This window comes from Thalassobellus sediminis (assembly GCF_044386045.1).
Classification (GTDB): Bacteria; Bacteroidota; Bacteroidia; order Flavobacteriales; family Flavobacteriaceae; genus Thalassobellus; species Thalassobellus sediminis.
On sequence record NZ_JBISCD010000040.1, the window covers coordinates 1790981 to 1816782 of the forward strand.

The 25802-nt window shown below is 32.5% G+C and carries 18 protein-coding genes; all 18 read left to right on the top strand.

The window, feature by feature from the left end:
* The 18 genes from ACH5TW_RS14395 to ACH5TW_RS14480 all read left to right on the top strand — a co-directional run bounded on the left by ACH5TW_RS14395 (window position 1) and on the right by ACH5TW_RS14480 (window position 25784).
* Complete coding sequence (locus tag ACH5TW_RS14395) at window positions 1–1932, top strand: exo-alpha-sialidase (protein ID WP_439337203.1); 1932 nt, start codon at window positions 1–3, stop codon at window positions 1930–1932.
* A gap of 36 nt (window positions 1933–1968) precedes the next feature.
* Window positions 1969–5487 (top strand): malectin domain-containing carbohydrate-binding protein, encoded by a 3519-nt coding sequence (locus ACH5TW_RS14400; protein WP_439337204.1) that lies wholly within the window; start codon window positions 1969–1971, stop codon window positions 5485–5487.
* Window positions 5488–5506: 19 nt separating this feature from the next.
* On the top strand, window positions 5507–6751 hold the full coding sequence (locus tag ACH5TW_RS14405) for a ribulose-bisphosphate carboxylase large subunit family protein (protein ID WP_439337205.1): 1245 nt from the start codon (window positions 5507–5509) through the stop codon (window positions 6749–6751).
* On the top strand, window positions 6751–8133 hold the full coding sequence (locus ACH5TW_RS14410) for a four-carbon acid sugar kinase family protein (RefSeq protein WP_439337206.1): 1383 nt from the start codon (window positions 6751–6753) through the stop codon (window positions 8131–8133). Before ACH5TW_RS14405 ends, ACH5TW_RS14410 begins: the two co-directional genes overlap by 1 nt.
* Entirely contained in the window at window positions 8130–8792 is a 663-nt protein-coding gene (locus ACH5TW_RS14415) for an aspartate/glutamate racemase family protein (protein WP_439337207.1), read from the top strand. The genes ACH5TW_RS14410 and ACH5TW_RS14415 overlap by 4 nt, the downstream gene beginning before the upstream one ends.
* 42 nt (window positions 8793–8834) lie before the next feature.
* Complete coding sequence (locus ACH5TW_RS14420; RefSeq protein WP_439337208.1) at window positions 8835–10100, top strand: bile acid:sodium symporter family protein; 1266 nt, start codon at window positions 8835–8837, stop codon at window positions 10098–10100.
* A 204-nt stretch (window positions 10101–10304) separates the two neighbouring features.
* Window positions 10305–11072 (top strand): DeoR/GlpR family DNA-binding transcription regulator, encoded by a 768-nt coding sequence (locus ACH5TW_RS14425; protein WP_439337209.1) that lies wholly within the window; start codon window positions 10305–10307, stop codon window positions 11070–11072.
* Window positions 11073–11103: 31 nt separating this feature from the next.
* A complete protein-coding gene (locus tag ACH5TW_RS14430) occupies window positions 11104–12519 on the top strand; it encodes an L-fucose/L-arabinose isomerase family protein (RefSeq protein WP_439337210.1) in 1416 nt (471 codons plus the stop codon).
* A 29-nt stretch (window positions 12520–12548) separates the two neighbouring features.
* Window positions 12549–13373, top strand: a complete 825-nt coding sequence (locus ACH5TW_RS14435) for a transketolase (RefSeq protein WP_439337211.1) — start codon at window positions 12549–12551, stop codon at window positions 13371–13373.
* Window positions 13374–13377: 4 nt separating this feature from the next.
* Window positions 13378–14349 carry a transketolase family protein gene (locus ACH5TW_RS14440; protein ID WP_439337212.1) on the top strand — a complete coding sequence of 324 codons (972 nt, stop codon included), beginning with the start codon at window positions 13378–13380 and terminating at the stop codon, window positions 14347–14349.
* Between the two features lie 13 nt (window positions 14350–14362).
* On the top strand, window positions 14363–15328 hold the full coding sequence (locus tag ACH5TW_RS14445; protein WP_439337213.1) for a D-ribose ABC transporter substrate-binding protein: 966 nt from the start codon (window positions 14363–14365) through the stop codon (window positions 15326–15328).
* Window positions 15329–15400: 72 nt separating this feature from the next.
* Window positions 15401–16024: a DUF2291 family protein gene (locus ACH5TW_RS14450; RefSeq protein WP_439337214.1), complete on the top strand. Its 624-nt coding sequence runs from the start codon at window positions 15401–15403 to the stop codon at window positions 16022–16024.
* A 4-nt stretch (window positions 16025–16028) separates the two neighbouring features.
* Window positions 16029–17549 (top strand): sugar ABC transporter ATP-binding protein, encoded by a 1521-nt coding sequence (locus ACH5TW_RS14455; RefSeq protein WP_439337215.1) that lies wholly within the window; start codon window positions 16029–16031, stop codon window positions 17547–17549.
* Window positions 17550–17599: 50 nt separating this feature from the next.
* Entirely contained in the window at window positions 17600–18571 is a 972-nt protein-coding gene (locus ACH5TW_RS14460; protein WP_439337216.1) for an ABC transporter permease, read from the top strand.
* Window positions 18572–18603: 32 nt separating this feature from the next.
* The gene (locus tag ACH5TW_RS14465; protein ID WP_439337217.1) at window positions 18604–20103 is read left to right on the top strand and encodes an FGGY family carbohydrate kinase; all 1500 of its coding nucleotides are present in this window, start codon (window positions 18604–18606) and stop codon (window positions 20101–20103) included.
* A 327-nt stretch (window positions 20104–20430) separates the two neighbouring features.
* Window positions 20431–20979: an RNA polymerase sigma factor gene (locus ACH5TW_RS14470; RefSeq protein ID WP_439337218.1), complete on the top strand. Its 549-nt coding sequence runs from the start codon at window positions 20431–20433 to the stop codon at window positions 20977–20979.
* An 87-nt stretch (window positions 20980–21066) separates the two neighbouring features.
* Window positions 21067–22233, top strand: coding sequence for a FecR family protein (locus ACH5TW_RS14475; protein ID WP_439337219.1), 1167 nt, complete (start codon window positions 21067–21069; stop codon window positions 22231–22233).
* 173 nt (window positions 22234–22406) lie between these two features.
* On the top strand, window positions 22407–25784 hold the full coding sequence (locus tag ACH5TW_RS14480; RefSeq protein ID WP_439337220.1) for a TonB-dependent receptor: 3378 nt from the start codon (window positions 22407–22409) through the stop codon (window positions 25782–25784).
* Window positions 25785–25802 lie beyond the last annotated feature (18 nt).

The window sequence follows — 25802 nt, forward strand, 5'->3', positions numbered from 1 at the left end:
ATGAAATTAAGAACCATTCAAGTTGTATTAATACTTTTTATTAGTGTCCTTTTAGGAAGCTGTAAACAACCTGAGGAAAAGAAAATAGCATTACAAGACAAAACATGGAGAGAAGGTGTTTTGGTTGATGAGTTTATTAATAATAATGCGCCATATCCATCGTGTCATGCCGCTACAATAGTTGAAACAACTAATGGCGAATTGGTAGCATCATGGTTTGGAGGCACAAAAGAACGTAATCCAGATGTAGGTATTTGGGTTAGTAAACTTAAAAACGGAAAATGGACAGAAGCAAAAGAAGTTGTAAATGGCGTACAAAATGATACATTAAGATACCCAACATGGAATCCTGTGTTGTATCAAATTCCGCATGGCGATTTATTATTGTTTTATAAAGTAGGACCACATCCAGCTACTTGGTGGGGTATGTTAATGCGATCGTCTGATGATGGCGAAACATGGTCTACACCAGAAAGATTACCAGAAGGTTATTTAGGGCCTATAAAAAACAAACCTGTTTTGTTAGAAGATGAAACCCTTTTATTGCCATCGAGTGTAGAAGGAAATGGTTGGAACTTACGTTTAGAATCTACACCAGATTTTGGTAAAACTTGGCATGTAGCAGATACAATTCCTAAAGGGGAAAATAAAATAAATGCCATTCAGCCAAGTATTCTTTTTCATGAAAACGGAAAACTACAGCAAATAGGAAGGACTAGAAATAGAAAATTGTTTACTACTTGGTCTGAAAATCATGGTAAAACATGGTCAGATTTAGAATTACTAAACATGCCTAATAACAGTTCAGGAACAGATGCTGTTACTATGAAAAACGGACAGCACGTATTAATTTATAATCATGTTTGGCCTGCAGAAGGCACTACAAAAAGTTATAGAAGCCCGTTGAATATTGCCATATCAAACGATGGTGTTAATTGGGAGGCATCATTAGTGTTAGAAGATTCAAAAATTAGCCAATACTCATATCCAGCTATTATTCAAGGATCCGACGGTATGTTACATTGTGTATATACGTGGCGCAGACAAAAAATTAAGTACGTAAAAATAGATCCATCTAAATTGGTGTCTTTTCCAATAAAAGATGGCGTTTGGCCAGGGCCAACTAAAGAACGTTATAAAGTGGCGGTTTGCGATTGGATGATTTTAAAACGTCAGAAATTAGGATCTTTTGAACGTGCCAAAGAAGTTGGTGCCGATGGTATTGAAATGGATATGGGCGGTTTAGGAAATCGTGAAACATTCGATAGTAAATTTGTAAATGGCGATACAGCAAGCGTGAGAGTTTTTAAACAAAAATCAGCCGAAACAGGTGTTGGTATTAGTTCTATTGCCATGTCTGGATTTTATGCACAGTCTTTTGCTAAACGTGAAACCTATAAAAAAATGGTTTCAGATTGTATTGAAGTCATGAAAACATTCAATGTGCAAGTGGCTTATTTACCTTTAGGAACGCAAGGCGACTTGGTTAAAAATCCTGAATTAAGACCTGCTATTGTAGAGCGTTTACGTTGGGCGGCTAAAGAAGTCGAAAAAGTGAATGGTGTCATAGCTATTGAGACATCCTTATCGGCAGCCGAAGAGAAAAAGTTGTTAGAAGAAATTAGAAATAAGAATATAAAAATTTCATTCAATTTCGCCAATGCAATTAAAAATGGTCGCGATATTTCTAAAGAATTAAAAACATTAGGGCGGGATAATATTGGAGAAATTCATGCCACAAATACCGATGGCGTTTGGATTGAAAATGATAAGGCTATCGATTTACCAAAAATTAAAGAAACCTTAGATAAAATGCATTGGAAAGGCTGGCTTATTGTTGAGCGTTCTAGAGATACCACACAAGTGCATAATGTAAAAGCAAATTACAGTGCTAATGCGGCGTATCTTAAAAAAGTGTTTAAAGGCGAGTAGAAAAAGAATAAAATTTGTTTTAGGTTATTTATATTAATGAAGTACATAAATTACATAATTGTTCTAGTGTTTGTCGCTTTGCTTTCATGCGGAAGTGAAAGTGAATACGCGGTGCGTAAAACAATATCTTTAAATAAAGATTGGCAAACTATTATGTTGGATAGTTTAAATCAATCTGAAAGTGATTTTGTTGAAAATCTAGAAATTAGTAAAGATTGGAAACCAGTTTCCGTACCACATAATTGGGATCAATATTATGGCTTTCGCCGAATGAAACATGGTAATTTACACGGTACAGCTTGGTATTATAAAACTTTAAAATTAGATAAAACTGATACCGAAAAACAACACTTTTTGTTTTTTGAAGGTGTTGGTTCTTATGCAACGGTTTGGGTGAATGGCAAGCAAGTAGGCGAGCTTAAAGGTGGTAGAACAACTTTTACTTTAGATATCACTGAAGCTATAAGTTTTAATACTGAAAATACTATTGTTGTAAAAGCGTATCATCCTGCTTTTATTGCCGATTTACCTTGGGTTTGTGGTGGTTGTTCTGGAGAGTGGGGTTTTTCTGAAGGCTCACAACCTATGGGCATTTTTAGACCGGTATCGTTAGTTGTTACAGATAAATTGAGAATAGAACCCTTTGGTGTTCATATTTGGAACGATAACTCAACAAACAAAGAAAAAGCCATTCTTAATATTACTACCGAAGTAAAAAATTATAGCCAATCACCTAAAAACATCACGGTTGAAAATGCTTTATTAGATGAAGCAGGTACAGAAGTTATTTCAGTAAAAACAGAGATTCAAAATGTTTCTAATTCAAAAGAAATAAAACAAATATTACCAGAGGTTTTGAATCCGAAATTATGGTCGCCAGAGCAGCCATATTTATATCAGCTTTCTACTAAGATTTACGAAAACGGGAAGCTTATAGACGAATTAACAACGCCTTACGGTATTCGTTGGGTAAGTTGGCCAATTAACAGAACAGGAAATGATAAACGCTTTTTTGTAAATGACGAACCTGTATTTATAAACGGAACATGTGAGTATGAGCATTTAATTGGGAAAAGTCATTCTTTTTCAGATACCGAAATAAAAACAAGAGTAGCACAAGTTAAAGCTGCTGGATATAATGCGTTTCGAGAAGGACATCAGCCACATAATTTAAAATATCTAGAGCATTTAGATGAAGCAGGTATTTTATTTTGGAGTCAGTTTTCTGCTCATATTTGGTATGATACGCCCGAATTTAAAGCCAATTTTAAAAACTTATTAAGAGAATGGATTAAAGAGCGTAGAAATAATCCATCAGTCATTATGTGGGGGTTACAAAACGAAAGTACGATTCCAAAAGCCTTTGCAGAAGAATGCACGCAAATTATACGAGAACTCGATCCAACATCAGCGAAACAACGTCCTGTAACCACTTGTAATGGAGGAGAAGGCACAGATTGGAATGTGATACAAAATTGGTCAGGAACCTATGGAGGCGATCCTTTTAATTATGATGTTGAGCTTTCTGAAAAATTGTTGAATGGCGAATACGGCGCATGGCGTTCGGCAGATTTACATACCGAAGGTGAATTTAATCAAAAAGGCGCATTAAGTGAAAATCGATTTTCACAACTTATGGAGATAAAAGTGCGAGAAGCCGAATCGGTTAAAGATAGTGTTGTCGGGCAATACCATTGGTTATTATATTCTCATGAAAACCCAGGGCGCACACAAAATGGTGAAGGTTATAGAGATATAGACAAAGTAGGTCCTGTAAATTACAAAGGTGTTTTTACAATTTGGGGAGAACCTTTGGATGCCTTTTATATGTACAGAGCAAATTATGTGTCAAAGGAAGAAAGTCCTATGGTGTATATTGTGTCTCATTCTTGGCCAAATCGTTGGAATTCTATTGGAGAGAAAAGTGGTATCGATGTATATTCAAATTGCGATGAAGTCGAGCTCTTTAATGATGTGAATCATCAATCGTTAGGGAAACTTAAAAATCCAGGTTTAGGACATCATTTTCAATGGAATAATGTCGATATAAAATATAATGTACTGTATGCTGTTGGTTATGTTAATGGGGAACAAGTTGCTAAAGATTATATTGTTTTAAACAACTTGCCAAAAGCACCTCATTTTAATGATTTAATAGAAGAAACTGATGATGTTTTAAAGTCAGAAGAAAATTTAAATTACTTGTATCGTGTTAATAGTGGCGGTGATGATTATAAAGATTCTTATGGAAACACATGGTTAGCCGATGTACATAAAACAGATGTTAATACTTGGGGATCTTTATCATGGACAGATGATTTTAATGATTTACCTGCCTTTTATGCGAGTCAGCGTCAAACATACGATCCTATAAAAAACACTAAAGATTGGAGTTTGTTTCAAAGTTTCAGATATGGTGCAGATAAACTGAAATATGAATTTCCAGCAGCGGAAGGCGATTATCAAGTCGAACTCTATTTTATAGAGCCCTGGTATGGAACTGGTGGCGGTATGAATTGCAAAGATTGGCGCGTTTTTGATGTTGCTATAAATGACGAAGTGGTTTTAAAAGATTTTGATGTTTGGAAAGAAGTAGGGCATGATTCAGCAATAAAAAAGACCTTTAAAGCAAAGAGTAAAAACGGAAAAATAACAATTTCATTTCCAAATATAGGGTCTGGGCAAGCGGTTATTTCGGCAATAGCTGTTGCTACAAAAGATGAAAATATGAAGCCAGCAAAAGCATCATCAAAAAATATTTTAGAAGTAGATGCTAATGTGCCGTTTCAAATGGGTTCATGGTTAAGTGAAAACCAAAAACAATATCAAGATTCAAATATTAGCTTCACAAAATTACCTTCAGAATTGCATGGAGCTGATTATATTCGGTTTTCAAATTCAGATAAAAATGATGTTTCAGGAACCTTTACTTCTAAAGAGAATGCCAATGTTTATGCAATGGTAGATTCAAAAACAAAGAACACATCTTTATGGTATAATGATTTCGAAAAAACAAATGATACGGTTGTAAATTCGACAGGAACAAAATTTAACGTGTTTAAAAAAGAGGTTAAAAAAGGTGAACAAGTAGCCTTTGGAAAGCTTGATAATGCTATGTATTCCATAGCAGTTGTTCCAACATATTCGATGGAAGAACAGGATAATCGAACCATTCTTAAGTTAGAAGCTGAAGATGCAAAAACCAAAGGGAAAGGCATTAAAAAAGCGTTTTTTAAGAAAAGTGATTATGTTGAGTTTACCGAAAACACAGAAAACAGTATTACATTTATAGTAAATCCAGGAGTCGCTAACATTTATTTGATGCGTTACCGATTTATGAATATGAATGATAAGCCTGTAAAAGTGCGTTTAAAAATTGAAGATGCCAACGGTATTTTATTGCGAAATGATGATATAGAATTTCCTATAAAGAATAAAAAATGGAAAATTTTAAATACCACTTCTGGCGGATTTATTAATGCAGGAACGTATAAAATCACATTAGAATCAAATAATATGAAAGGATTACGAATAGAATCGTTTGAATTTCAATAAAAGAGAAAGTCTAAATACAATGGAGAGAATTTTTGCTGAATATCTTATAGAAACACCATACGATGTAGAACAAGCAGCTGCGGTATTAGCAGGCGAACAATCTTCGGGAACTTTTGTTTCTGTACCAGGTGAAACAGAAGCGTTAAAACAGCGTTTTGCAGCTCGAGTGGAAGATATTGAATTGTTGGAGGTGGTTGATGCGCCTTCTATTCCAGGTGGTATGATTCCTGGTAAAAAATATCAAAAAGCAAAAGTAAAAGTAAGCTGGTCTATTGAGAATTTTGGCTATAACTTGCCTGTCTTAATTAGTACTTTACAGGGGAATCTTTATGAAATCACCCAGTTTACGGGCTTAAAGTTGATGGATTTAGAATTACCAGATACGTTTAAAAATCATTATAAAGGGCCGCAGTTTGGCATAAAAGGATCAAAAGCTTCTTGTGGTGTAGGTAGTGAACGCCCTATGATTGGAACCATTATAAAACCAAGTATTGGCATGTCGGTTGAAGAAACGGCAACATTGGTACAAACATTAATTGATGCAGGTATCGATTTTATTAAAGATGATGAGTTAATGGGATCTGCTGCTAATTCTCCTTTTGATGAGCGCGTGAAAGCGATTATGAAAGTAATTAGAAATAATGAGCAGAAAACAGGAAAAAAAGTGATGTATGCGTTTAATATTTCTGATGAAATTGACGCTATGCAACGCAAATATGACCTCATAGTTAAAGAAGGTGGTAGTTGTGCCATGATTAGCATAAATAGTGTTGGTTTGGCAGGTACAAAGAAACTTTGTGATAATGGTCAGTTAGTTATTCACGGACATAGAAATGGATGGGGCATGTTAAACAGACATCCTATGTTGGGCATAGAGTTTCCAGCCTATCAAAAAATACAACGTTTAGCCGGTGTCGATCAGTTACATGTAAACGGTATTCACAATAAGTTTTGGGAGTCTGATGATTCTGTAGTAACATCAATAAATGCTTGTTTAAAACCTTTTTTAGGCGGACATGAAATTTTACCAGTAGTATCTTCAGGGCAATGGGGCGGACAAGCTATGGAAACTTACAGAAGAACACAAACAACAGATTTATTGTATATGGCTGGTGGCGGCATTTTGGCACATCCAATGGGGCCAAAAGCAGGTGTTAATGCATTACAACAAGCATGGGAAGGCGCAGTAAATGGCTTGTCTATTGAAGAAACAGCAAGTCAACATAAAGAATTTGCAGCATCGGTTAAGAAATTTTCTAAATAATGGGTCAGGAAAATAAAATACTATTAGCATTTTACGGTGATGATTTCACGGGTTCTACAGATGCTTTAGAGTTTTTAACATTAGCAGGTGTGAAAACAGTTTTATTCCTAAAAATACCAGGGCAAAAAGACTTAGATAAGTTTGAAGGTATTCAAGCCATCGGGTTAGCAGGAAAAAGCAGATCGCTATCACCTGATGAAATGGAACAAGAATTAATACCAGCATTTAAAAATTTAAATAGCTTTAAGCCTGCGCATTTTCATTATAAAGTATGTTCGACGTTCGATTCTGCACCACATGTTGGAAATATTGGAAAAGCAATAGAAATTGGAAGTGACGTTTTTAATCAAAAAACTGTGATGGTATCACCATCAGCCCCACATTTAGGACGTTATTGTGTGTTTGGAAATTTATTTGCAAAAATGGGGACTTTCGGAAATGGTGAGATTTATAGGATTGATAAACATCCATCTATGAGTAAGCATCCTGTAACACCGGCTACAGAAGCTAATTTAACCGTTCATTTAGCAAAACAAACCTCTAAAACTATAGGACTTGTAAATTTAAACACGATAGAAAAAGGAGCAGAAGCAGTGTTTGATGAAATAGAAGATAATACAGAAGATATTTTGTTTTTCGATGGCTTTAATAAAGATCATTTACAAACTATAGGAACGGTGTTTCATCAATTAGCTAATAATGAAACTGTGTTTTCTGTAGGATCATCTGGAATAGAAATGTCATTAGGGCTTGCTTGGAAACAACAAAATATTATAGGTGATTCTAAAGTATTCAATCCTTTAGGGAACGTTGGTCCTATATTGGTATTATCAGGTAGTTGTTCGCCTGTTTCAGCAAAACAAATTGAATACGCATTAGATAGCGGGTTTGAAGAAGTTGCTCTAGGAAGTAATGCGGTAGATGTTCAGAATCATTCAGAAATCATTCAGAAATCAGTAGCTACAGTTGTTGAAAATTTCAAACAAGGAAAAAGTACAGTCATACATACAAGTATAGGACCAAATGATCCTCGTATTGATGAAACAGAGCAGTATTTTAAAACTCAAGGCTTAGCAGAAGAAGCGATTCAAAAACAATGTAGTAAAATTTATGGAGGTCTTATTGGTCAAATTACTAAAAAGATCGTTTCAGAAATTAACATAAAACGCATAGTTTTTGCAGGAGGCGATACCTCAAGTTATGCGGCTTCAGAATTAAATATTTCTGCGCTTGAAATGATTGCGCCATTAGCTCCAGGAGCTCCATTGTGTAAAGCAATTTCAGATGATGAATTTGTAAACGGATTAGAATTAAATTTTAAAGGCGGTCAAGTAGGAACCGATAATTATTTTATAAAAGTTTTAAAAGGAGAAAAGTTATGAAGGGAAAAACATTAGGTTTTGTACACACATCGGCAACATTAGTACCAATATTTCAGCAATTAACAAATGAGTTTATATCAGGTGCTGATACTTTTAATATTGTTGATGATAGTGTGATTAAAGATGTAATAAATAAGAATGAATTAACACCAAATACAGCGGCAAGAGTTGTAAGCCATATTCAAGCAGCAGAAGCTGCTGGAGCCGATGTTATTTTAGCAACTTGTTCGTCAATAGGATCTGCTATTGAAACCGCAGCAACTTTATGTAATGTTCCTGTTATTAGAGTCGATCAAGCTATGGCTGATGAAGCGGTTCAAATTAGTAACAAAATTGGTGTTATTGCTACATTACCAACAACTTTAGAACCAACAAGCGATTTGGTTAAAAGAAGAGCTGAGGTTGCAGGTAAGAATGCGACCATTACTTCAAAATTATGTGAAGGTGCATTTGAAGCATTAATGAGTGGAGATGGCGCAAAGCATGACGAAATGGTTGCTAGCGGATTAAAAGAATTAATGAAAGAGGTTGATGTTATTGTTTTAGCCCAAGCATCTATGGCGCGTGTGGTTGATGGTTTAAGTGCAGATGAAAAGTTAGTGCCTATTTTAGCAAGTCCAGCTATTGCTATGAAGAAATTGGCTGAGGTATACTTTTAAAAAAAGTACCAATAACTAAACTAATTTAAAACCACCACCACAATGCGTAAATATTTTCTTTGGTTAGCCCCTATATTATTAGTCGTTTTTCTTTTCGGATTTATTCAAGACAATGAATTGGTTTGGAAAGTAGGGTTGCTTTCAATGATTTCAAGTTTTGCCATTGGTGTTGGTTCATTGAAAGCTTTAAAAGATTACCAATATACCTTTTGGATTATAGCTGCTGTATTTGCGGGGTTATTGTTTCCAGATTTTTTCTTAAATATTGGAGGTTTCGATTTGCGTAATAAATGGCTTATTCTCATAATTATACAATTGGTTATGTTTGGTATGGGTACTCAAATGAGTATAAAAGATTTTACAGGGATTAGAAAATCTGGTAAAGCAGTACTTATTGGTTTATTAGCGCAATTTACCATCATGCCAATTATTGGTTTTACTATGGCAAAAATCTTTGGTTTTGAACCAGAAATAGCGGCGGGCATTGTTTTAATAGGTTCTTGTAGTAGTGGTTTGGCGTCTAATGTAATGACATATATAGCCAAAGGCGATTTGGTTTTATCGGTTACTGTTACAGCTATTTCAACTTTAACAGCACCAATAATGACAACCTTGCTTATGAAAATGTTTGCAGGTACTTTTATTGAAATTGATTTTTTCAGTATGATGATGAATATTGTGAAAATTGTATTGGTGCCTCTTTTGGCAGCTATGATTCATGATGCTTTAAAAATATATGGATCAGGAATAAGAAAAAAAATCAACATCCTGTCTATACTATCTGGTATTTGGTTGGTTGGAGTCTTTTTCTTTAGAAATCATTTAGCATTATCAGGAACTAGCACAACAAGTAATGCATTGGAAATTGTCAGCTTTTTAGCAGCTGCTTTTGTTGTTGGGAGTTTATATCATTTATTATATAAAGCGTATTCTAATATAGATAAATTTATGCCCTATTTTTCTATGTTTGGTATCGTTTATTTTACTTTAGTTACTACGGCTGCAGGCAGAGATAATTTAATTCAAATAGGTGTTTTGCTTTTTGTTGCAGCCATACTTCATAATAGCGCAGGTTACTTTTTTGGGTATTGGTTAAGTAGATTAGGGGGCTTGGACAAAGTGAAAAGTCAAACCATAGCTTTCGAAGTTGGCTTGCAAAATGGAGGAATGGCTTCTGGTCTAGCAGGTTCTATGGGGAAATTAGCAACTTTAGGTTTAGCCGCTGCTGTGTTTAGCCCATGGATGAATATTTCGGGTTCTTTGTTGGCAAATTATTGGCGTAAGCGAAGAGAAAACAAAGCGAAGTAGATTTAGTAGAAATTCTGTAAAATAATTAATGCCTTTTTATTACTTCATATGTTTATATAATAGGTTAACATTTTATTGTAACTTTTACGAAAATTTTTTATTAATCAGCATAAGTAAACGTATTAAGTGGTAGAGAGTAATTGTTTTTACTTTTTTTACTATAAAACCTTCGTTTGTTTATGATTATTTTCTTTTATTTGTATTATGGCTATATTACCGAACAAGCGTCGTGAAAAAATTATCGAATTTCTCCAAGAAGATGGGTCTGCTAAAGTAGTAGATTTAGCAAAATTGTTTAAAGTTACAGAAGTAACAATAAGACAGGATTTAGAAAAATTAGAAAAACAAGATTTAATTATTAGAGAGCATGGAGGTGCTTATTTAAAGAATATTGAAGATAATGTTAAAAACTTTTCTTTAGTACAGCAAGATAATTTGGGAGAAAAAGAAGTGATTGCTCTTAAATGTCTTGATTTTATTGAAAGTGGAGATACTATTATTTTAGATTCAGGTAGCACAACTACTGAAATAGCTAAGAAGTTAATAGGTTATAAAGATCTTACTGTTATAACGAATGCTTTAAATATTGCTTTAATGTTAGGTACAGAACCTGGAATAGAAGTGATAATGACTGGAGGTGAATTTAAGCCGCCAACATTGTCTTTGACAGGTCAAAAAGCTGCCGACTTTTTTAAAGGGTTGAATGTGCAAAAGTTATTTTTAGCAACAGCAGGAATTTCCCTTAAATCTGGTTTAACTTATCCTAGTATTAGTGATTTAGTTGTTAAAAAATCGATGATTGATGCTGCAGATATTACTTATTTAGTTGCTGATAGCTCTAAAATAGGAAAAAGTGCATTAGCTAGTTTAGGGGCGCTTTCGTTGATTGACTATATAATTACTGATCCTGGAATAGGAGAAAAAGATAAAGAGATATTTAAGCGTCATGAAATTGAAGTCATTATAGCTTAATAAAAAGAATATTAAAATTTATAAAAATAAAATGTCAAAGTCAGTATTAAGTATAGGGATAATAATAGGGAATCGTGATTTTTTTCCTGATAGTTTAGTAGAAAAAGCAAGAACAGAAATTCTAGAAGTTTTTTCAAAACTAAACATAAAGCCTATTTTATTAGAAACAACAGATACTAAACTAGGTGGTGTTGAAACTTATAAGGATTCACAAAAATGTGCAAATCTATTTAAAAAACATAGTGCTGAGTTAGCAGGATTTTTAGTGCTTTTGCCAAATTTTGGAGATGAAAGAGGTGTTGCAGATACTTTAAAATTAGCAAACCTAAACGTACCTGTATTAGTGCAGGCTTATCCAGATGAATTATCTAAAATGAATGTGGTTAATCGTCGCGATTCTTGGTGTGGTAAAATATCGGTATGTAATAACTTATATCAATATGGTATAAAATATTCATTAACTAGCCAACACGTTTGTCATCCAACAGATCCTGTTTTTCAAAAAGATTTAAGCGATTTTGTTGCTGTTTGTCGTGTTGTAAAAGGTTTAAGAAATGTTAGAATTGGTGCTGTTGGAGCAAGACCAGGTGCTTTTAATACGGTGCGCTATTCAGAAAAAATATTACAAAGAAATGGTATTACTGTTACTACGGTAGATTTATCAGAAATACTAGGAAAAGCAAATAAATTAACTAAAGATGATGCTTCTGTAAAAAGACATTTAGAAAGTATTAATGCATATGCTTCAAAAGGAAAAACGCCTAATGAAGCGATGTTGCAAATAGCAAAGTTAGATGTGGTTTTAAATGGATATGTAGAGGAATATGAGTTAGACGCTACAGCTATTCAGTGTTGGACATCTTTACAACAAAATTTTGGTTGTAACGTGTGTACAAGTATGAGTATCATGTCAGAAAATATGATGCCATCGGCTTGTGAAGTAGATGTTACAGGAACTCTAAGTATGTATGCTATGCAATTAGCATCGGGGTCTCCAAGTGCTTTAGTAGATTGGAATAATAATTATGCAGACGATCCAGAAAAATGTGTGCTATTCCATTGTGGAAACTGGGCAAAATCATTTTTACCAGATATTGAAATAAGTAATGCGCCTATTTTAGGAACTAGTGTTGGTGTTGAAAACACCTATGGTGCTTTAGATGGTCGTACACCAGCAATGCCGCTTACTTATGGAAGGATTAGTACAGATGATCCTAAAGGAATTATAAAAGCATATATAGGTGAAGGAGAATTAACAGACGATCCTCTAAAAACTTTTGGTAATAGAGCCGTTGCAAAAATTGGAGACTTGCAAGGTTTAATGAATCATGTATGTACTAATGGTTTTGAACACCATGTAGTAATGAATGCTTCAAAAACAGGAAAAATTCTAGAAGAAGCTCTAGGAAATTATATGGGTTGGGATATTTATAATCATAAAGGATAACTGATTAGAATTCTCATAAATTAGAAAGAATGACGAATAAAGAACTAAAATTAAAATCTGTTTTCTTAAGAAGAAACCTTCTTAAATACATTTATAAAGCTAAAGCAGGACACACTGGTGGAAGTTTATCATGTGTAGACACGCTAAATGTTTTGTATAATAGAGTTTTAAATGTAGATCCAGCAGATTCTAAAAATCCAAATAGAGATCGATATATTCAAAGTAAAGGTCATTGCGTTGAAGCACTTTTTGTTACGATGGCAGATAGAGGTTTTTTTCCAGAGTCCGATTTAGATACGCTTTGTAAATACCAATCACATTACATAGGACATCCAACTAAAAAAGTGAATGGTGTTGAACAAAATACAGGAGCACTTGGTCATGGATTACCAATATGTGTTGGTGAAGCTATTGCTGCAAAATTAGATAATAAAACACATCGTGTATTTACTTTGTTAGGCGATGGTGAATTACCAGAAGGTTCTAACTGGGAAGCTTTTTTATCGGCATCACATTATAAATTAGATAATTTATATGCCATTCTAGATTACAATAAGCAACAAATAACAGGCAGTAATACTGAAGTGATGAATACCGATTCGGTTCGCGAAAAGCTAGAAGCTTTCGGTTGGGCAGTTAAAGAAGTAGATGGTCATAATCTTGAAGAAATAGAGGAAGCTTTAAATAACGGGCCTTTAGAACCTGGGAAACCAAGTTTTATTATAGCGCATACTATTAAAGGAAAAGGAGTTAGTTATATGGAGGGCAATTTAAAATGGCATCATGGTGTACCAACGCCAGAAGAATACGAATTAGCCTTGTCGGAATTAAATGAAGCGGAAGCATTAATCTAAAGTTATGGAGTTAGATAAAATAGAAGAGAAAGATTTGAAAATGGGTAAAGCTAATCAGGTGGTTTTTTCTGAAACCATGCAAGCTTTAGCTGAAAATGATAAAAATATTATTACCGTAACTAGTGATTCTCGTGGATCAGGGAAATTAGTGCCTTTCGGACAAAAATATCCTAATCAAATAGTTGAAGTAGGTATTGCAGAGCAAAACTTAGTAGGTGTTGCAGCAGGATTAGCTTCGGCAGGTAAAAAAACATTTGCAATATCTCCAGCTTGTTTTTTGAGTGCACGTGCGCTAGAACAAATTAAGAACGATGTGTGTTATTCAGATAACCCTGTAACATTAGTCGGTATTAGTTCTGGAGTTAGTTATGGTGCTTTAGGAACAACACACCATAGTTTGCATGATTATGCAGTACTTCGTGCTATAAATAACTTAATTATTGTAGCGCCTGCAGATAACTTTGAAACAGAACAAGCGGTTCGTTTAGCAGCAGAATCAGATAAACCTATTTACATGCGTTATGGAAAAAAAGCCATGCCATTTTTAAATGAAGACAATAAAACGTTCGAGTTTGGAAAAGGTCGTGTTGTTAAAGAAGGTGATGATATAGTAATTATAGCAACGGGCGAAACTGTTTATCCAGCTTGGTTAGCAGCTAAAATGCTTGAAGATAAACACGGTGTAAAAGCAACGGTTGTAAGTATGCATACCATTAAACCTTTAGATGTTAGTTTATTAAAAGAGTTAGCTTCTAATGGTAGACCAATTATTACTGTTGAAGAACATATGGTTAATGGTGGTTTAGGTGAGGCTTGTGCATCTTATTTATTTCAAAGCGGATTCAAAAATAAGTTTAAAATAGTAGGAATACCAGACGAGTATACGGTTACAGGTTCTCAAGTAGAAATTTTTAATCACTATGGTATTTCACAAGAAGGATTATATAATACCTGTAAAGAACTATTAGTTATTTAAAAATTAGATTTTTATGACCAACATACCAACTAAACTATTTACACCACAAAATCTAATCATATTATTACTTGCATTATTTACATTACCTAGTTGTAATAATAAAAAGAATGATGAGCTTAAAAAAGTAGCAGTAGTTATTTCAACCTTAAACAATCCATGGTTTGTTGTGTTGGGAGAATCTGCTGCAGAACGCGCCAGAGAATTAGGTTATGAAGCTACTATCTTCGATTCTCAAAATAATACATCTAAAGAAGCAGAACATTTCGAAAATTTAATAGCAGCAGGTTACAGTGCGGTTTTGTTTAATCCTACCGATTCAGAAGGGTCTGTTTCTAACGTAAAACGAGCAAAAACAGCAGGTGTTCCTGTTTTTTGTATGGATAGAGAAGTTAATTCTTTAGACGCGGCTACATCTCAAATTATTTCAGATAGTTTTTCAGGCTGTGTTGAGTTGGGAGCGTATTTTGTTAGAAAACTGAATAAGAAAGGTAAGTATGTTGAATTATTAGGATTAGTAGGCGATAATAATACTTGGAACCGATCAAAAGGGTTTCATAGTGTAGTAGATCATTTTCCTGAGTTGGAAATGGTGTCGCAACAAAGTGCCGATTTTGATAGAAGTATAGCTATGGATAAATTGGAATCGGTGATGCAATCCAATCCAGATATCAATGCCGTTTTTTGCGGAAATGACGCTATGGCTATGGGAGCTTATCAAGCGTTAGTAGCAGCTGGAAAAGAAAAAGAAGTTATGATTTTTGGCTTTGATGGAGAAGATGATGTTATGAATGCTATTGCCGATAAAAGAATTATGGCTACTGTTATGCAATCTCCTAAAAATATGGCTAGAACTGCTGCAGAACTAGCTGATGAATACATAAAAGGTAAAAGAGATTTCAGCGCAAAAACACCGCTTCAGGTAGAAGTAGTTACTCAAGAAAATATTAACGATTTTGGTGCTTACGGTTCAAAGAATTAATCTGAAACAGGATATTCAGTAAGATTTTAAACCTTCATAAATAAAGCATTAATTTATATAATTTACATATAAATGAAGAAAATTATTAAATACATTATTATAGCAGTTATTGTAATTGTGTCTCTTTATAATTCTGTTTATTTCGAATCATTAGATAAAGTTAAAAAAGGACAAGAAGCATTAGTGTTTGATGCCAAAGAATATGCAAGTGATTTCATGACTAATAAAAAAGAAGCTTTGCTAGCTATAGATGCAAGTGAATTTTTATTAGAGGCAGTAAAAGATGTTAAAAGCTATGCTGAGCAAAATGGTAAAAAGCTTGGGATTAGTAATGATTATAATTTTATTTTGGAAGGAAATGCTACAGTTATTTCTATTGAAGAAGAAAATGTTATTGTTCAACTTAATGAGAATAACGAACAAAATATAAAGATTGCTACCGATTTTATTTTTGGTAATGCCATTAGAGATGGAAGTGCTTTAGCTGATATTGGGACTTTTCAAAACACGATGGATTTTAATACTATTTCAGTTGAATTAAACAATATTGTGAGAGAGACTATTGTGCCTTCTTTTTTAAAAACAGTAAAAGAAGGTGATGCCATATATTTTAAAGGCGCTACTAAAATCAATATAAAAAATCCTGATTTAAAAGAGTTAAGAGTGATTCCACTTATTTTAAAACTTAATAATTAAGACTTTGGAAAATCAACCTAACATATTATTGCAAGCCAAAAGTATTACTAAAAAATTTGGAGGTGTTGTTGCGTTAAACGATGTAAATCTTGATGTACATACAGGAAAAGTAAATGTTATAGTTGGTGAAAATGGTGCAGGAAAATCGACCTTGATGAAAATTTTATCTGGTGTATATCCTGACTATGAAGGGAAACTGCTTTTAAATAATGAGCAAGTTAACTTTAATAACCCAAAAGAAGCTATGCAAAAAGGGATAGCTATAATTCATCAAGAATTAAATTTAATTCCTTATTTAAGCATTGCCGAAAATATTTTTTTAGGAAGAGAAATACAAAATGCGTTTGGAATCATTGATTCTAAACAAATGAATCAGAAAACCAAAGAACTGTTAACGCGTTTAGATTGTAACTTAAATCCGAAAACCTTAGTTTCTGAGTTACGAGTAGGAGAACAACAACTTATAGAAATTGCTAAAGCACTTTTAGAGGAAGCTAAAATAGTTATTATGGATGAGCCTACTTCGGCGATTTCAGATACCGAAGTGGAGTCCCTTTTTAAAATTATAGCATCACTTAAAAAAGACAATGTTTCCATTTTATACATTTCTCATAAACTAGATGAGCTTTTTGTAATTGCTGATAGATTTATTGGTTTAAGAGATGGTAAAACGGTTGGAACTATTGAGAATGCAAAAGATGCTAATAAAGACGATCTTATTCGTTTAATGGTTGGTAGAGATATAAAAAATCTATATAAGAAAGATGATGTTCCGTTTGGAGATGAAATTCTTAGGGTAGAAAATATTTCACTTCCAAACCCAAATAATAAATCTAATTTTTTAATAAAGGACATCAATTTCACTGTTAAAAAAGGAGAGGTTTTAGGGGTTTTTGGATTAATGGGAGCTGGAAGAACAGAGTTGCTTGAAACGTTGTTTGGGTTACACTCAAAAGTTATGTCTGGATCTGTTTTTGTTGATAATAAAGCTGTAAAAATAAAATCGGTAATGGATGCCATTGAAAATGGTTTAGGACTGGTTCCTGAAGATAGAAAAGAAGATGGTTTGGTTTTACAGATGGAGATTAGTAAAAATGTTAGTATGGCTAACATTGATGAGGTTGTAAAAAACGGATTTTTAAATACTAGATTAGAGGCACTTCTTTCTAAAAAATATATAGAATCTCTTAAAATTAAAACGCCTTCAGAAAAACAGCTTTCTAAAAATTTGAGTGGCGGGAATCAGCAAAAGGTTGTTTTATCTAAATGGCTTGCTACTACACCTAAAGTTTTGTTTTTAGATGAACCAACACGTGGTATTGATGTAAATGCTAAGAATGAAATTTATCACCTCATAAATAATTTAGCAAAGGACGGATTGGGAATTATAGTTGTGTCTTCTGAACTTCCAGAAATCATGGCTATTTCAGATAGAATATTAGTTTTGAGTAATTCAAGAATTTCAGGAGAATTTAATCAAGAAAATGCAAACGAACAGGTTATTATGAAAGCAGCTACTTCATAGCTTTTTTGTAAAAAAATATATAAACAATAACTAAATAAGACGATCATAAAATGACAGATGTAAAATCTACTTTAGTAAAATTTCAATCAATTATAGCGCTATTAGCGTTGTGTATTGTTTTAACTGTCTTATCTGATAAGTTTTTCACTTTAGAAAACGGGTGGAATATTGCAAGGCAAATATCTATTAATGTTTGTATTTCTGTAGGGATGACTCTAATTATACTTACTAAAGGTATCGATCTTTCAGTAGGTTCTATGTTAGCTTTTAGTGGTGCGGTAACTGCTGGACTTTTAAAATATGGGTTAGAATTTCCTGCCACCGATACTTATATTGGATTTACTGTTTTTGGAGCTATTTTAGCAGGTATTAGTATTGGTGGAATACTAGGTGTTTTTAACGGTTGGATGATAACGAAGTTTAAAGTGCCACCATTTGTAGCTACATTGGCTATGTTAACAATTGCGCGTGGTGCAACGATGTTGTGGACAGGTGGATTTCCAATAACAGGCTTAGGAGAAAATTTTGCTTTTATAGGAACTGGTTGGTTTTTAGGAATACCAATGCCTGTTTGGATTACTGTGGTAGTGGTTATTGTAGCTGTTATATTGACTAAGAAAACAAAGTTTGGTAGACATATTTATGCTATTGGAGGCAATGAAAGTGCAGCAAGATTATCTGGCATAAATATTAATAAAGTAAAAATATGGGTGTATGCCATAGCAGGTATTTTAGCTGCGGTTGGTGGAATTATTCTAACTTCTCGTTTAGATTCTGCACAACCAAATGCGGGTATGAGTTATGAGTTAGACTCAATTGCCGCAGTTGTTATTGGAGGTACATCATTATCCGGAGGTAGAGGTTCAATTATGGGAACTGTTCAAGGAGCGCTTATTATTGGTGTGCTAAATAGTGGTTTAGTATTGCTTAACGTATCGCCTTTTTGGCAACAAATAATTAAAGGTTTAGTGATTTTAGTAGCTGTTATTATGGATAGATTGAATCACCCAAGCGAAGATTAAAAAACAATTACCTTTTTAAAGTAAAATTATACATGTCAAAATCATATATTTTATCAATTGATCAAGGAACTAGCGGAACAAAAGCAATCATTTTTGATGAATTTGGAAAGGTGGTTATTAAAACAACTGAACCTTTAAAGTCTTATTACCCTGAATCTAGTTTTGTAGAACAAGATCCACAAGAAATTTATCAATCGGTTATAAATGCTGTTACAAATTGTATAAATCAATTTAAAGAGCAGTTTCCTGGACAAGAAAATAGTATTGTGTCTTGTGGTATTTCTAATCAAAGGGAAACGTTTGTGTTATGGGATAATAACGGAAAACCTATTCATAATGCTGTGGTTTGGCAATGCAAACGTTCTGTGGAAGTATGTGAGCGTTTAAAAGAAAATAACTTAGAAAGGGAGATAAATACTAGTACAGGGTTAACAATAGATCCTTATTTTTCAGCTACAAAGGTAACTTGGTTATACGAAAACAACGATGTTGTCAAAGAAGCAATAGATACTGGTAATGCGTTTTTCGGAACTGTTGATACTTGGTTACTTTATAAACTTACTGGAGGAAAAAGTTATAAAACTGATTACACCAATGCTTCTCGTACGTTGTTTTATAATATTTATGATTTAGAATGGGATGCGTCTCTTTTAAAAGCATTTAAAATTGAAAATATAAACCTGCCTGAAGTTACTTTTTCTTCAGATAATTTTGGAGATTCTACTTTTGAAGGCGTTTTTAATAAACCGCTTCCTATAACAGGTATGATTGGAGATTCGCAAGCAGCTTTTTTTGGTGAAGAGTGTTTTGTTAATGGTATGGCAAAAGCAACTTTAGGAACGGGTTCTTCTATTTTGTGGAATGCTGAAAATATAGATAAGCAGGCCAATAATGGTATGTTGACCACTATTGGTTGGAGCATTGAAGGACAAGTAAATTATGCTATTGAGGGCGTAATTGTTAGTTGTGGATCTACTTTAGAGTGGTTAAAAAATCAATTGGATATTTTTACATCTCATAATGACATAGAGTCTATGGCAACATCTTTAAAAACAAATGAGGGTGTATATCTTATTCCTGCCTTTAGTGGTATGGGAGCACCTTATTGGCAAAAAGATTGGAAAGCCTCAATTCATGGTCTTACTTTTGGTACAACAAAAGAACATCTTGTAAGAGCAGCTCTAGAGTCTATAGCATTTCAGTTAAAAGATGTTATTCATTCTATAGAACAAGAAACGAATACGGCTTTAAAAGAATTAAAAGTTAACGGAGGTATTACAGCTAATGGCTTTTTAATGCAGTTTATTGCAGATTTACTAAAAACACCTATTGTAAATATGGGTATTACAGATGTCTCTGGATGGGGAGCAGCACTTGTTTCAGGTTTAGGAATTAAGTTATGGGAACAAATTAAAGATTTTCCTAAGTTACCTTCAGAGATGATAAAAAAGTATAGTCCGAATACTGATTATAATATTCCTAGCGAAGCATATCTAAATTGGCAATTTATTACTAAGCACAAAAAACAATAGCTTTGTGTTTCGTTAATTTTCGTTATTTTTCTTTTTTTTTCGAATTTCAGGACAGTACAGGATAGTTTAAATGATAAATTTTATTAAAATTGATATAGGAAATAAATCAGTAATTAGCTTAGTTACCTAATTGCGATTAAGTTTATTTTTTATAGTTAATTAGTTTTAGTATTTAGTGAGATTTGAATTATTATGTAATTCTTTTTTCCTTTAAAAAACAGGGGATACAAAATAATATTTTGCTTATTCCCTTTTTTTTTAAATTACTTGATATGAGTAATTTTAAAATAATACAGTGTTTTTTAAACAATATAGCTTTTAATTCTTATGAAGAATAATGACTTTAAAATACTTGAGAAGCTCAAAAATGGAGATTCACATGCTTTTAAAGAATTATTTGATTTATATTATTTACCTCTGAGTACTTATTCTTTAAAGTACTGTGATTCTTTTTCTTTAGCCGAAGATATCGTACAAGATTTATTTATTAAATTATGGAATGATAAGTTATACTTGAATTTTGATAAAAAAATAGGGCCTTATCTTTTTAAAGCAGTTAAAAATAATACGTTACAACAAATAAAATCGAAATATGTTTTTGAAAGCATTGAAGGTTTGGTAAATAAATTATTAGTAGAAGAGAATATTGATACTGAACACATAGACGAAAAAAGAAACCTATTATATACACAAATTGAGGCGCTTCCTAAAAAGAGTAAAGAAGTTTTTAAAGCAATTGTTTTAGATAATCTTAAATATAAAGAAGCAGCTTTAGAGTTTGGAATCACCGTGAATACAGTAAAAACGCATTATTCGAGAGCGTTAAAACAACTTAGAAATACTATTGAAATAATTATCCTTTTCTTCTTTATTTAAAAATATTTTATTTTTTTGTCACCCATTTTCAATGTTTTTTTATTATTAATATAACACACTTTATTGTTAATATAGAACACATAAATAATGATTGATGATAATCTCCATATAATAAGTCTTATTGCTGCTTATATTTCTAAAGAAATAAATGAAAAGGAATTTAAAGAATTAAATGACTGGATTAATAAAAGCCCTGAAAATGAAAAAATATTTTCAGATTATTTATTACTATACAAGAAATCTAGAAGATTAAATTTTATTAAAAAAGTTGACAAAGATGTTGCTTGGAATCTTATAAATTCTAAAACAAATAAAAAAGCTTCAAGTAAAAAACAGACAATTAAATTAACCTATTCTGTCTTTAAATACGCAGCCATTGCTGTTTTGTTTTTAGGAATTGGCTATTTATATCAAAGCAATTTTTTTCAAAACAACAATGAAATCAATATTCCAATAGATAGTATAACACTTCAACTCGAAAATGGAAACGTTAAAGTTATAAAAGAAGATGGTTCAACTGAAGTTGTTGATAAAAATGGAAATATTATTGGAAGTCAAAATGGCCAACGAATAATATATAGTAATGATATTAAAAAGGAAGTATTGGTATACAATACTTTAACGATTCCCTATGGTAAACGATTTGAGGTAAAACTGTCTGATGGCACTATAGTTCACTTAAACTCAGGGTCTTCTTTGAAATATCCAGTAAACTTTATTGAAGGAGAGAATCGTATAGTGTTTTTAAACGGTGAAGCCTATTTTTCAGTTACCAAAGATGTTAAACATCCTTTTATTGTTAATGCAGAAGGTTTAAATGTTAAAGTATTTGGTACAAAGTTTAACGTGTCTTCTTATTCAGAAGATAAAGAAACAAATGTCGTTTTAGTTGAAGGTTCTGTTGGTATGTATGCCAATAATGAAACAACAAAAGAAGGTACTATTTTAGTACCAGGTACTAAAGGATCCTTTAATAAAATTGATCAAAATATTTCTTCAGAAAATGTAGACACTCTTATTTATACTTCATGGATGGAAGGCGGCTTGTTTTTTAGAAAAATGACATTTAAAAATATAGCTAAAAAATTAGAGCGTCACTACAACAAGAAAATAATAATTTCAAATGAGCAATTAGAAAATGAAATATTCAATGCTAATTTTAAAGATGAACCAATTGAAAATGTTTTAGATTATTTTAAAGAAAGCTTTTTGATTAACTATAAAATTAATAACGAAACAATATATATTAATTAATCCTTATAAACCCTTATGCATATGAAATAAAAAAAACTAAAATCAATACTAAAAAAATCACTTTTATTCCTTGAAATTTGGATAAAAAAAACCGGAAAATGCTGCAACATTTCCCGGCAATATTTAAGTGATTAACTAAAATTAGTCATTCACCAATTAAACACTTTAAAAATATGAAAAAACTTCATAACAAAAGGGGTACTAACCAGCCTTTTATGAAATTTGATTTAAAAATGAAACTAACTACACTTTTTCTTTTTGCTTCGTTTTTTAGTATGTTGGCCAATAATGGTTACACACAGTCAATTACATTACATGTAGAAAATAAAACAGTAGCACAAATTATTGATAAAATTGAAGCTTCTTCAGAGTATAGATTTGTTTACAATACAAAATTTGTAGATCTAAGAAGAAAAGTTTCAATTGAAGTAGAAGATGTCAAAATTGAAACAGTTTTAGAAAGGTTGTTTTATAATACAAATACATCTTTTAAAATTAAAAACACACAAGTTGTATTAAAAAACAAAGAAATTGCTCTTAACACATTAGGAGCTAAAGAACCAGTAATTCACATAGAAATTCAAGAATATAAAGTAACTGGTAATATTACAGATGAATATGGGCAGCCTTTACCTGGTGCTAATATTCTTGAGAAGAGTACTACAAATGGTGTGCAATCAGATTTTGATGGTAATTTTTCTTTATCAGTAAAAGATGAAAATGCTATTTTAGTAGTGTCTTATGTTGGTTTTGTAACTCAGGAAGTTAAAGCCAATACTCAGACTAATATAAAAATTGTATTAAAAGAGGATGCTGCTGGTTTAGACGAAGTGGTAATAGTTGGTTACGGATCTCAAAAAAAATCTGATGTAACAGGTTCTGTTGCAAGAGCAGATTTAGAAACTTTTAGAGAGCAAGGTAACACAAGTATTGTACAGTCTTTACAGGGCTCTGTTGCAGGATTAAATGTTGGTGTTAGTACAGAAGCAGGTGGAGATGTAAGTTTTTCTGTAAGAGGACAAAATAATCTTGGAGGAGATGCAAGTGCCAATGCACCATTGATAGTTGTTGATGGTATTATTTTTAGAGGAACTCTGCAAGATATTAACCCTGATGATGTTCAATCGGTTGATGTATTAAAAGATGCAAGTTCTACAGCAATATATGGTTCACAAGCATCTAATGGGGTAATAATTGTAACTACAAGATCAGGTAAAAGTGGAGGAAGTGGAAAACCTACTTTTAATTATTCTGCTCGTTATAGTTTTAAGGAAGATGCCAATAGATTAACATATGGAACAGGAGAAGATTATTTAGATCAGATTAGAGCTTTTAATTGGAAATCAGCATTTTCACAAGGACCAAATTATGATCCAAATTTTGATGTCTTAACAGGTTTAGATCCACAAGAAGTTGCAGGTTATAACAACGGTACTAATGTTGATTGGCAAGACCTATTAACAAGAACAGGTTTTGTTAATAATCATAATTTAAGTATTGCAGGAAACACTGATAATATAACTTATTTTGTTTCAGGTTCTTTTTTAGAGAATGAAGAAATTATAATAGGTGATGATTATAGTAAAGTAACAGGTAGAATTAATTTAGAATTAAAACTTAATGATTGGTTGAAAATTGGTACAAATTCATTTGTTACCTCTGCAGATTATTCTGGTATAGAATTTAACAGGGCTGATATTACATATTCTCCTTTTGCTGCAGCATATGATGATGAAGGAAACCCTATACCAAAAGTAACCGAGCGTTTTGGAAATAGTACATTGCTTACTGCTAACGATTTAGATGTTGACAAGCGTACACATCTTAATACTACGCTTTATACGGTTATTGATATACCTTGGGTTAAAGGGCTGTCTTATAGAATGAACTATAATAATAGTACAAGAACAAGGAGGCATAATCAGTTTTTATATGCTACACCAGATCGTGTTGCTCAGGCTAGGAAAGACTTGTTTTTTAATAAAGATTGGACAATTGATAACATTCTATCTTATAATAGAACATTTAATGAGTTACATAATGTAAGTGCAACTTTTGTTTATGGTAGAGAAGAGCGTTATATTGAATCTACTGAAATTGGTAGTTCTAATTTTAGTAACGAGATTTTAGGTTTTAATGATTTAAGTTTAGCGGGTGTTCAGGATGTGCAGTCTGCAGCAGAAGAAGAAAGTAGCCTTTATCAAATGGGTAGACTTAATTATAATTATGGTGGTAAATATTTTATAACGGGTACTGTTAGACGAGATGGGTTTTCTGGATTCGGAAAGGATAATAAATTTGCTGTTTTTCCTTCGATAGCGTTAGGGTGGAGTATTTCAAAGGAGAAGTTTTTTGAAAACCTTAATGAGATTTTTTCAAATTTAAAACTTAGAATGTCTTATGGACAAAGTGGAAATAGAGCACTCCCTAGATATTCAACATTAGCAAAAGTAGACCAAAATAACGCATATGTTTTTGGAGATGGAGGACCTACTATTGGAGGTCAATTTACCTCAACAGTAGCAGCACCAAATTTAAAATGGGAAACAACTACCGGAATTAATATAGGTTTAGATTTTGCTCTTTTAAATAATAGAGTAACTGGAAATATTGAGTATTATAACACAGATACAGAAGATATTCTTATTAATATTGATATTCCATCAGTTAATGGTTTTTCTCAAGCTAGTGCAAATTTAGGTAAAGTACACAATTCTGGATTAGAGTTTATTATAAATTCTACAAACATTATTTCTGATAATTTTTCATGGTCATCAACTGTTAACTTTTCAACTAATAGGAATGAAGTCGTTTCAGTTTTAGGTAAAGATGATAATGGAGATGGAATTGAGGATGATTTACCGTCTTCAGGGTTTTTTATAGGAGAGCAATTAGGAGCAATATTTGATTATGAGATAGATCCAGATAATCCAATATATCAAATTGGTGATACCGATATTCCTGCAGGATCAGAGCCTGGTTTTTACAGACTTGTAGATCAGAATGGAGGCGGTATTTCAAGTGTTGATGATAAAGTTATTTTAGGAAGTACAGATCCAGCATATCGCTTTGGATTAACTAATAACTTTAAGTATAAAAATTTTAAGTTAGGAGTTTTTATAAATTCTATACAAGGAGGGAAAAATAATTATTTAGGAGATAATTCTTATTGGGAAATAGACCAATGGACATCTGGAGGTAAAGGTAAAGTAAATGGTTTACTGCCAGTTATAGTTGATTATTGGACGCCTGATAATCCAAATTCAGAATATCCATCACTTAGATATGATGCTTATGATGGTTCTAGACGAGCTAAAGTTTTTAGAGATAGAAGTTTTGTTAGGTTACAAGATGTGAACCTTAGTTATTCTTTTGATGATAAAATACTTGAAAAATTAGGTTTAAAACATCTTACTATGGTTCTTAGTGGTAAAAACTTAGCAACATGGACTAATTGGAAAGGTATAGATCCAGAAGCAGGTTTCCGAATTAGCTACGGAGAAAGACCAGTAACTCGTTCTTTTACTTTAGGTATCAATCTATCATTTTAATACATAAACATTTAAAAA

Excerpts from the sequence above, each read along its gene's own strand:
- ACH5TW_RS14415 (WP_439337207.1), top strand. The coding sequence starts at position 8,130 with ATGAAGGGAAAAACATTAGGTTTTGTACACACATCGGCAACATTAGTA.
- ACH5TW_RS14480 (WP_439337220.1), top strand. The coding sequence starts at position 22,407 with ATGAAAAAACTTCATAACAAAAGGGGTACTAACCAGCCTTTTATGAAA.
- ACH5TW_RS14475 (WP_439337219.1), top strand. The coding sequence starts at position 21,067 with ATGATTGATGATAATCTCCATATAATAAGTCTTATTGCTGCTTATATT.
- ACH5TW_RS14405 (WP_439337205.1), top strand. The coding sequence starts at position 5,507 with ATGGAGAGAATTTTTGCTGAATATCTTATAGAAACACCATACGATGTA.
- ACH5TW_RS14445 (WP_439337213.1), top strand. The coding sequence starts at position 14,363 with ATGACCAACATACCAACTAAACTATTTACACCACAAAATCTAATCATA.
- ACH5TW_RS14450 (WP_439337214.1), top strand. The coding sequence starts at position 15,401 with ATGAAGAAAATTATTAAATACATTATTATAGCAGTTATTGTAATTGTG.
- ACH5TW_RS14430 (WP_439337210.1), top strand. The coding sequence starts at position 11,104 with ATGTCAAAGTCAGTATTAAGTATAGGGATAATAATAGGGAATCGTGAT.
- ACH5TW_RS14410 (WP_439337206.1), top strand. The coding sequence starts at position 6,751 with ATGGGTCAGGAAAATAAAATACTATTAGCATTTTACGGTGATGATTTC.
- ACH5TW_RS14400 (WP_439337204.1), top strand. The coding sequence starts at position 1,969 with ATGAAGTACATAAATTACATAATTGTTCTAGTGTTTGTCGCTTTGCTT.
- ACH5TW_RS14420 (WP_439337208.1), top strand. The coding sequence starts at position 8,835 with ATGCGTAAATATTTTCTTTGGTTAGCCCCTATATTATTAGTCGTTTTT.
- ACH5TW_RS14395 (WP_439337203.1), top strand. The coding sequence starts at position 1 with ATGAAATTAAGAACCATTCAAGTTGTATTAATACTTTTTATTAGTGTC.
- ACH5TW_RS14470 (WP_439337218.1), top strand. The coding sequence starts at position 20,431 with ATGAAGAATAATGACTTTAAAATACTTGAGAAGCTCAAAAATGGAGAT.
- ACH5TW_RS14440 (WP_439337212.1), top strand. The coding sequence starts at position 13,378 with ATGGAGTTAGATAAAATAGAAGAGAAAGATTTGAAAATGGGTAAAGCT.
- ACH5TW_RS14460 (WP_439337216.1), top strand. The coding sequence starts at position 17,600 with ATGACAGATGTAAAATCTACTTTAGTAAAATTTCAATCAATTATAGCG.
- ACH5TW_RS14425 (WP_439337209.1), top strand. The coding sequence starts at position 10,305 with ATGGCTATATTACCGAACAAGCGTCGTGAAAAAATTATCGAATTTCTC.
- ACH5TW_RS14435 (WP_439337211.1), top strand. The coding sequence starts at position 12,549 with ATGACGAATAAAGAACTAAAATTAAAATCTGTTTTCTTAAGAAGAAAC.
- ACH5TW_RS14465 (WP_439337217.1), top strand. The coding sequence starts at position 18,604 with ATGTCAAAATCATATATTTTATCAATTGATCAAGGAACTAGCGGAACA.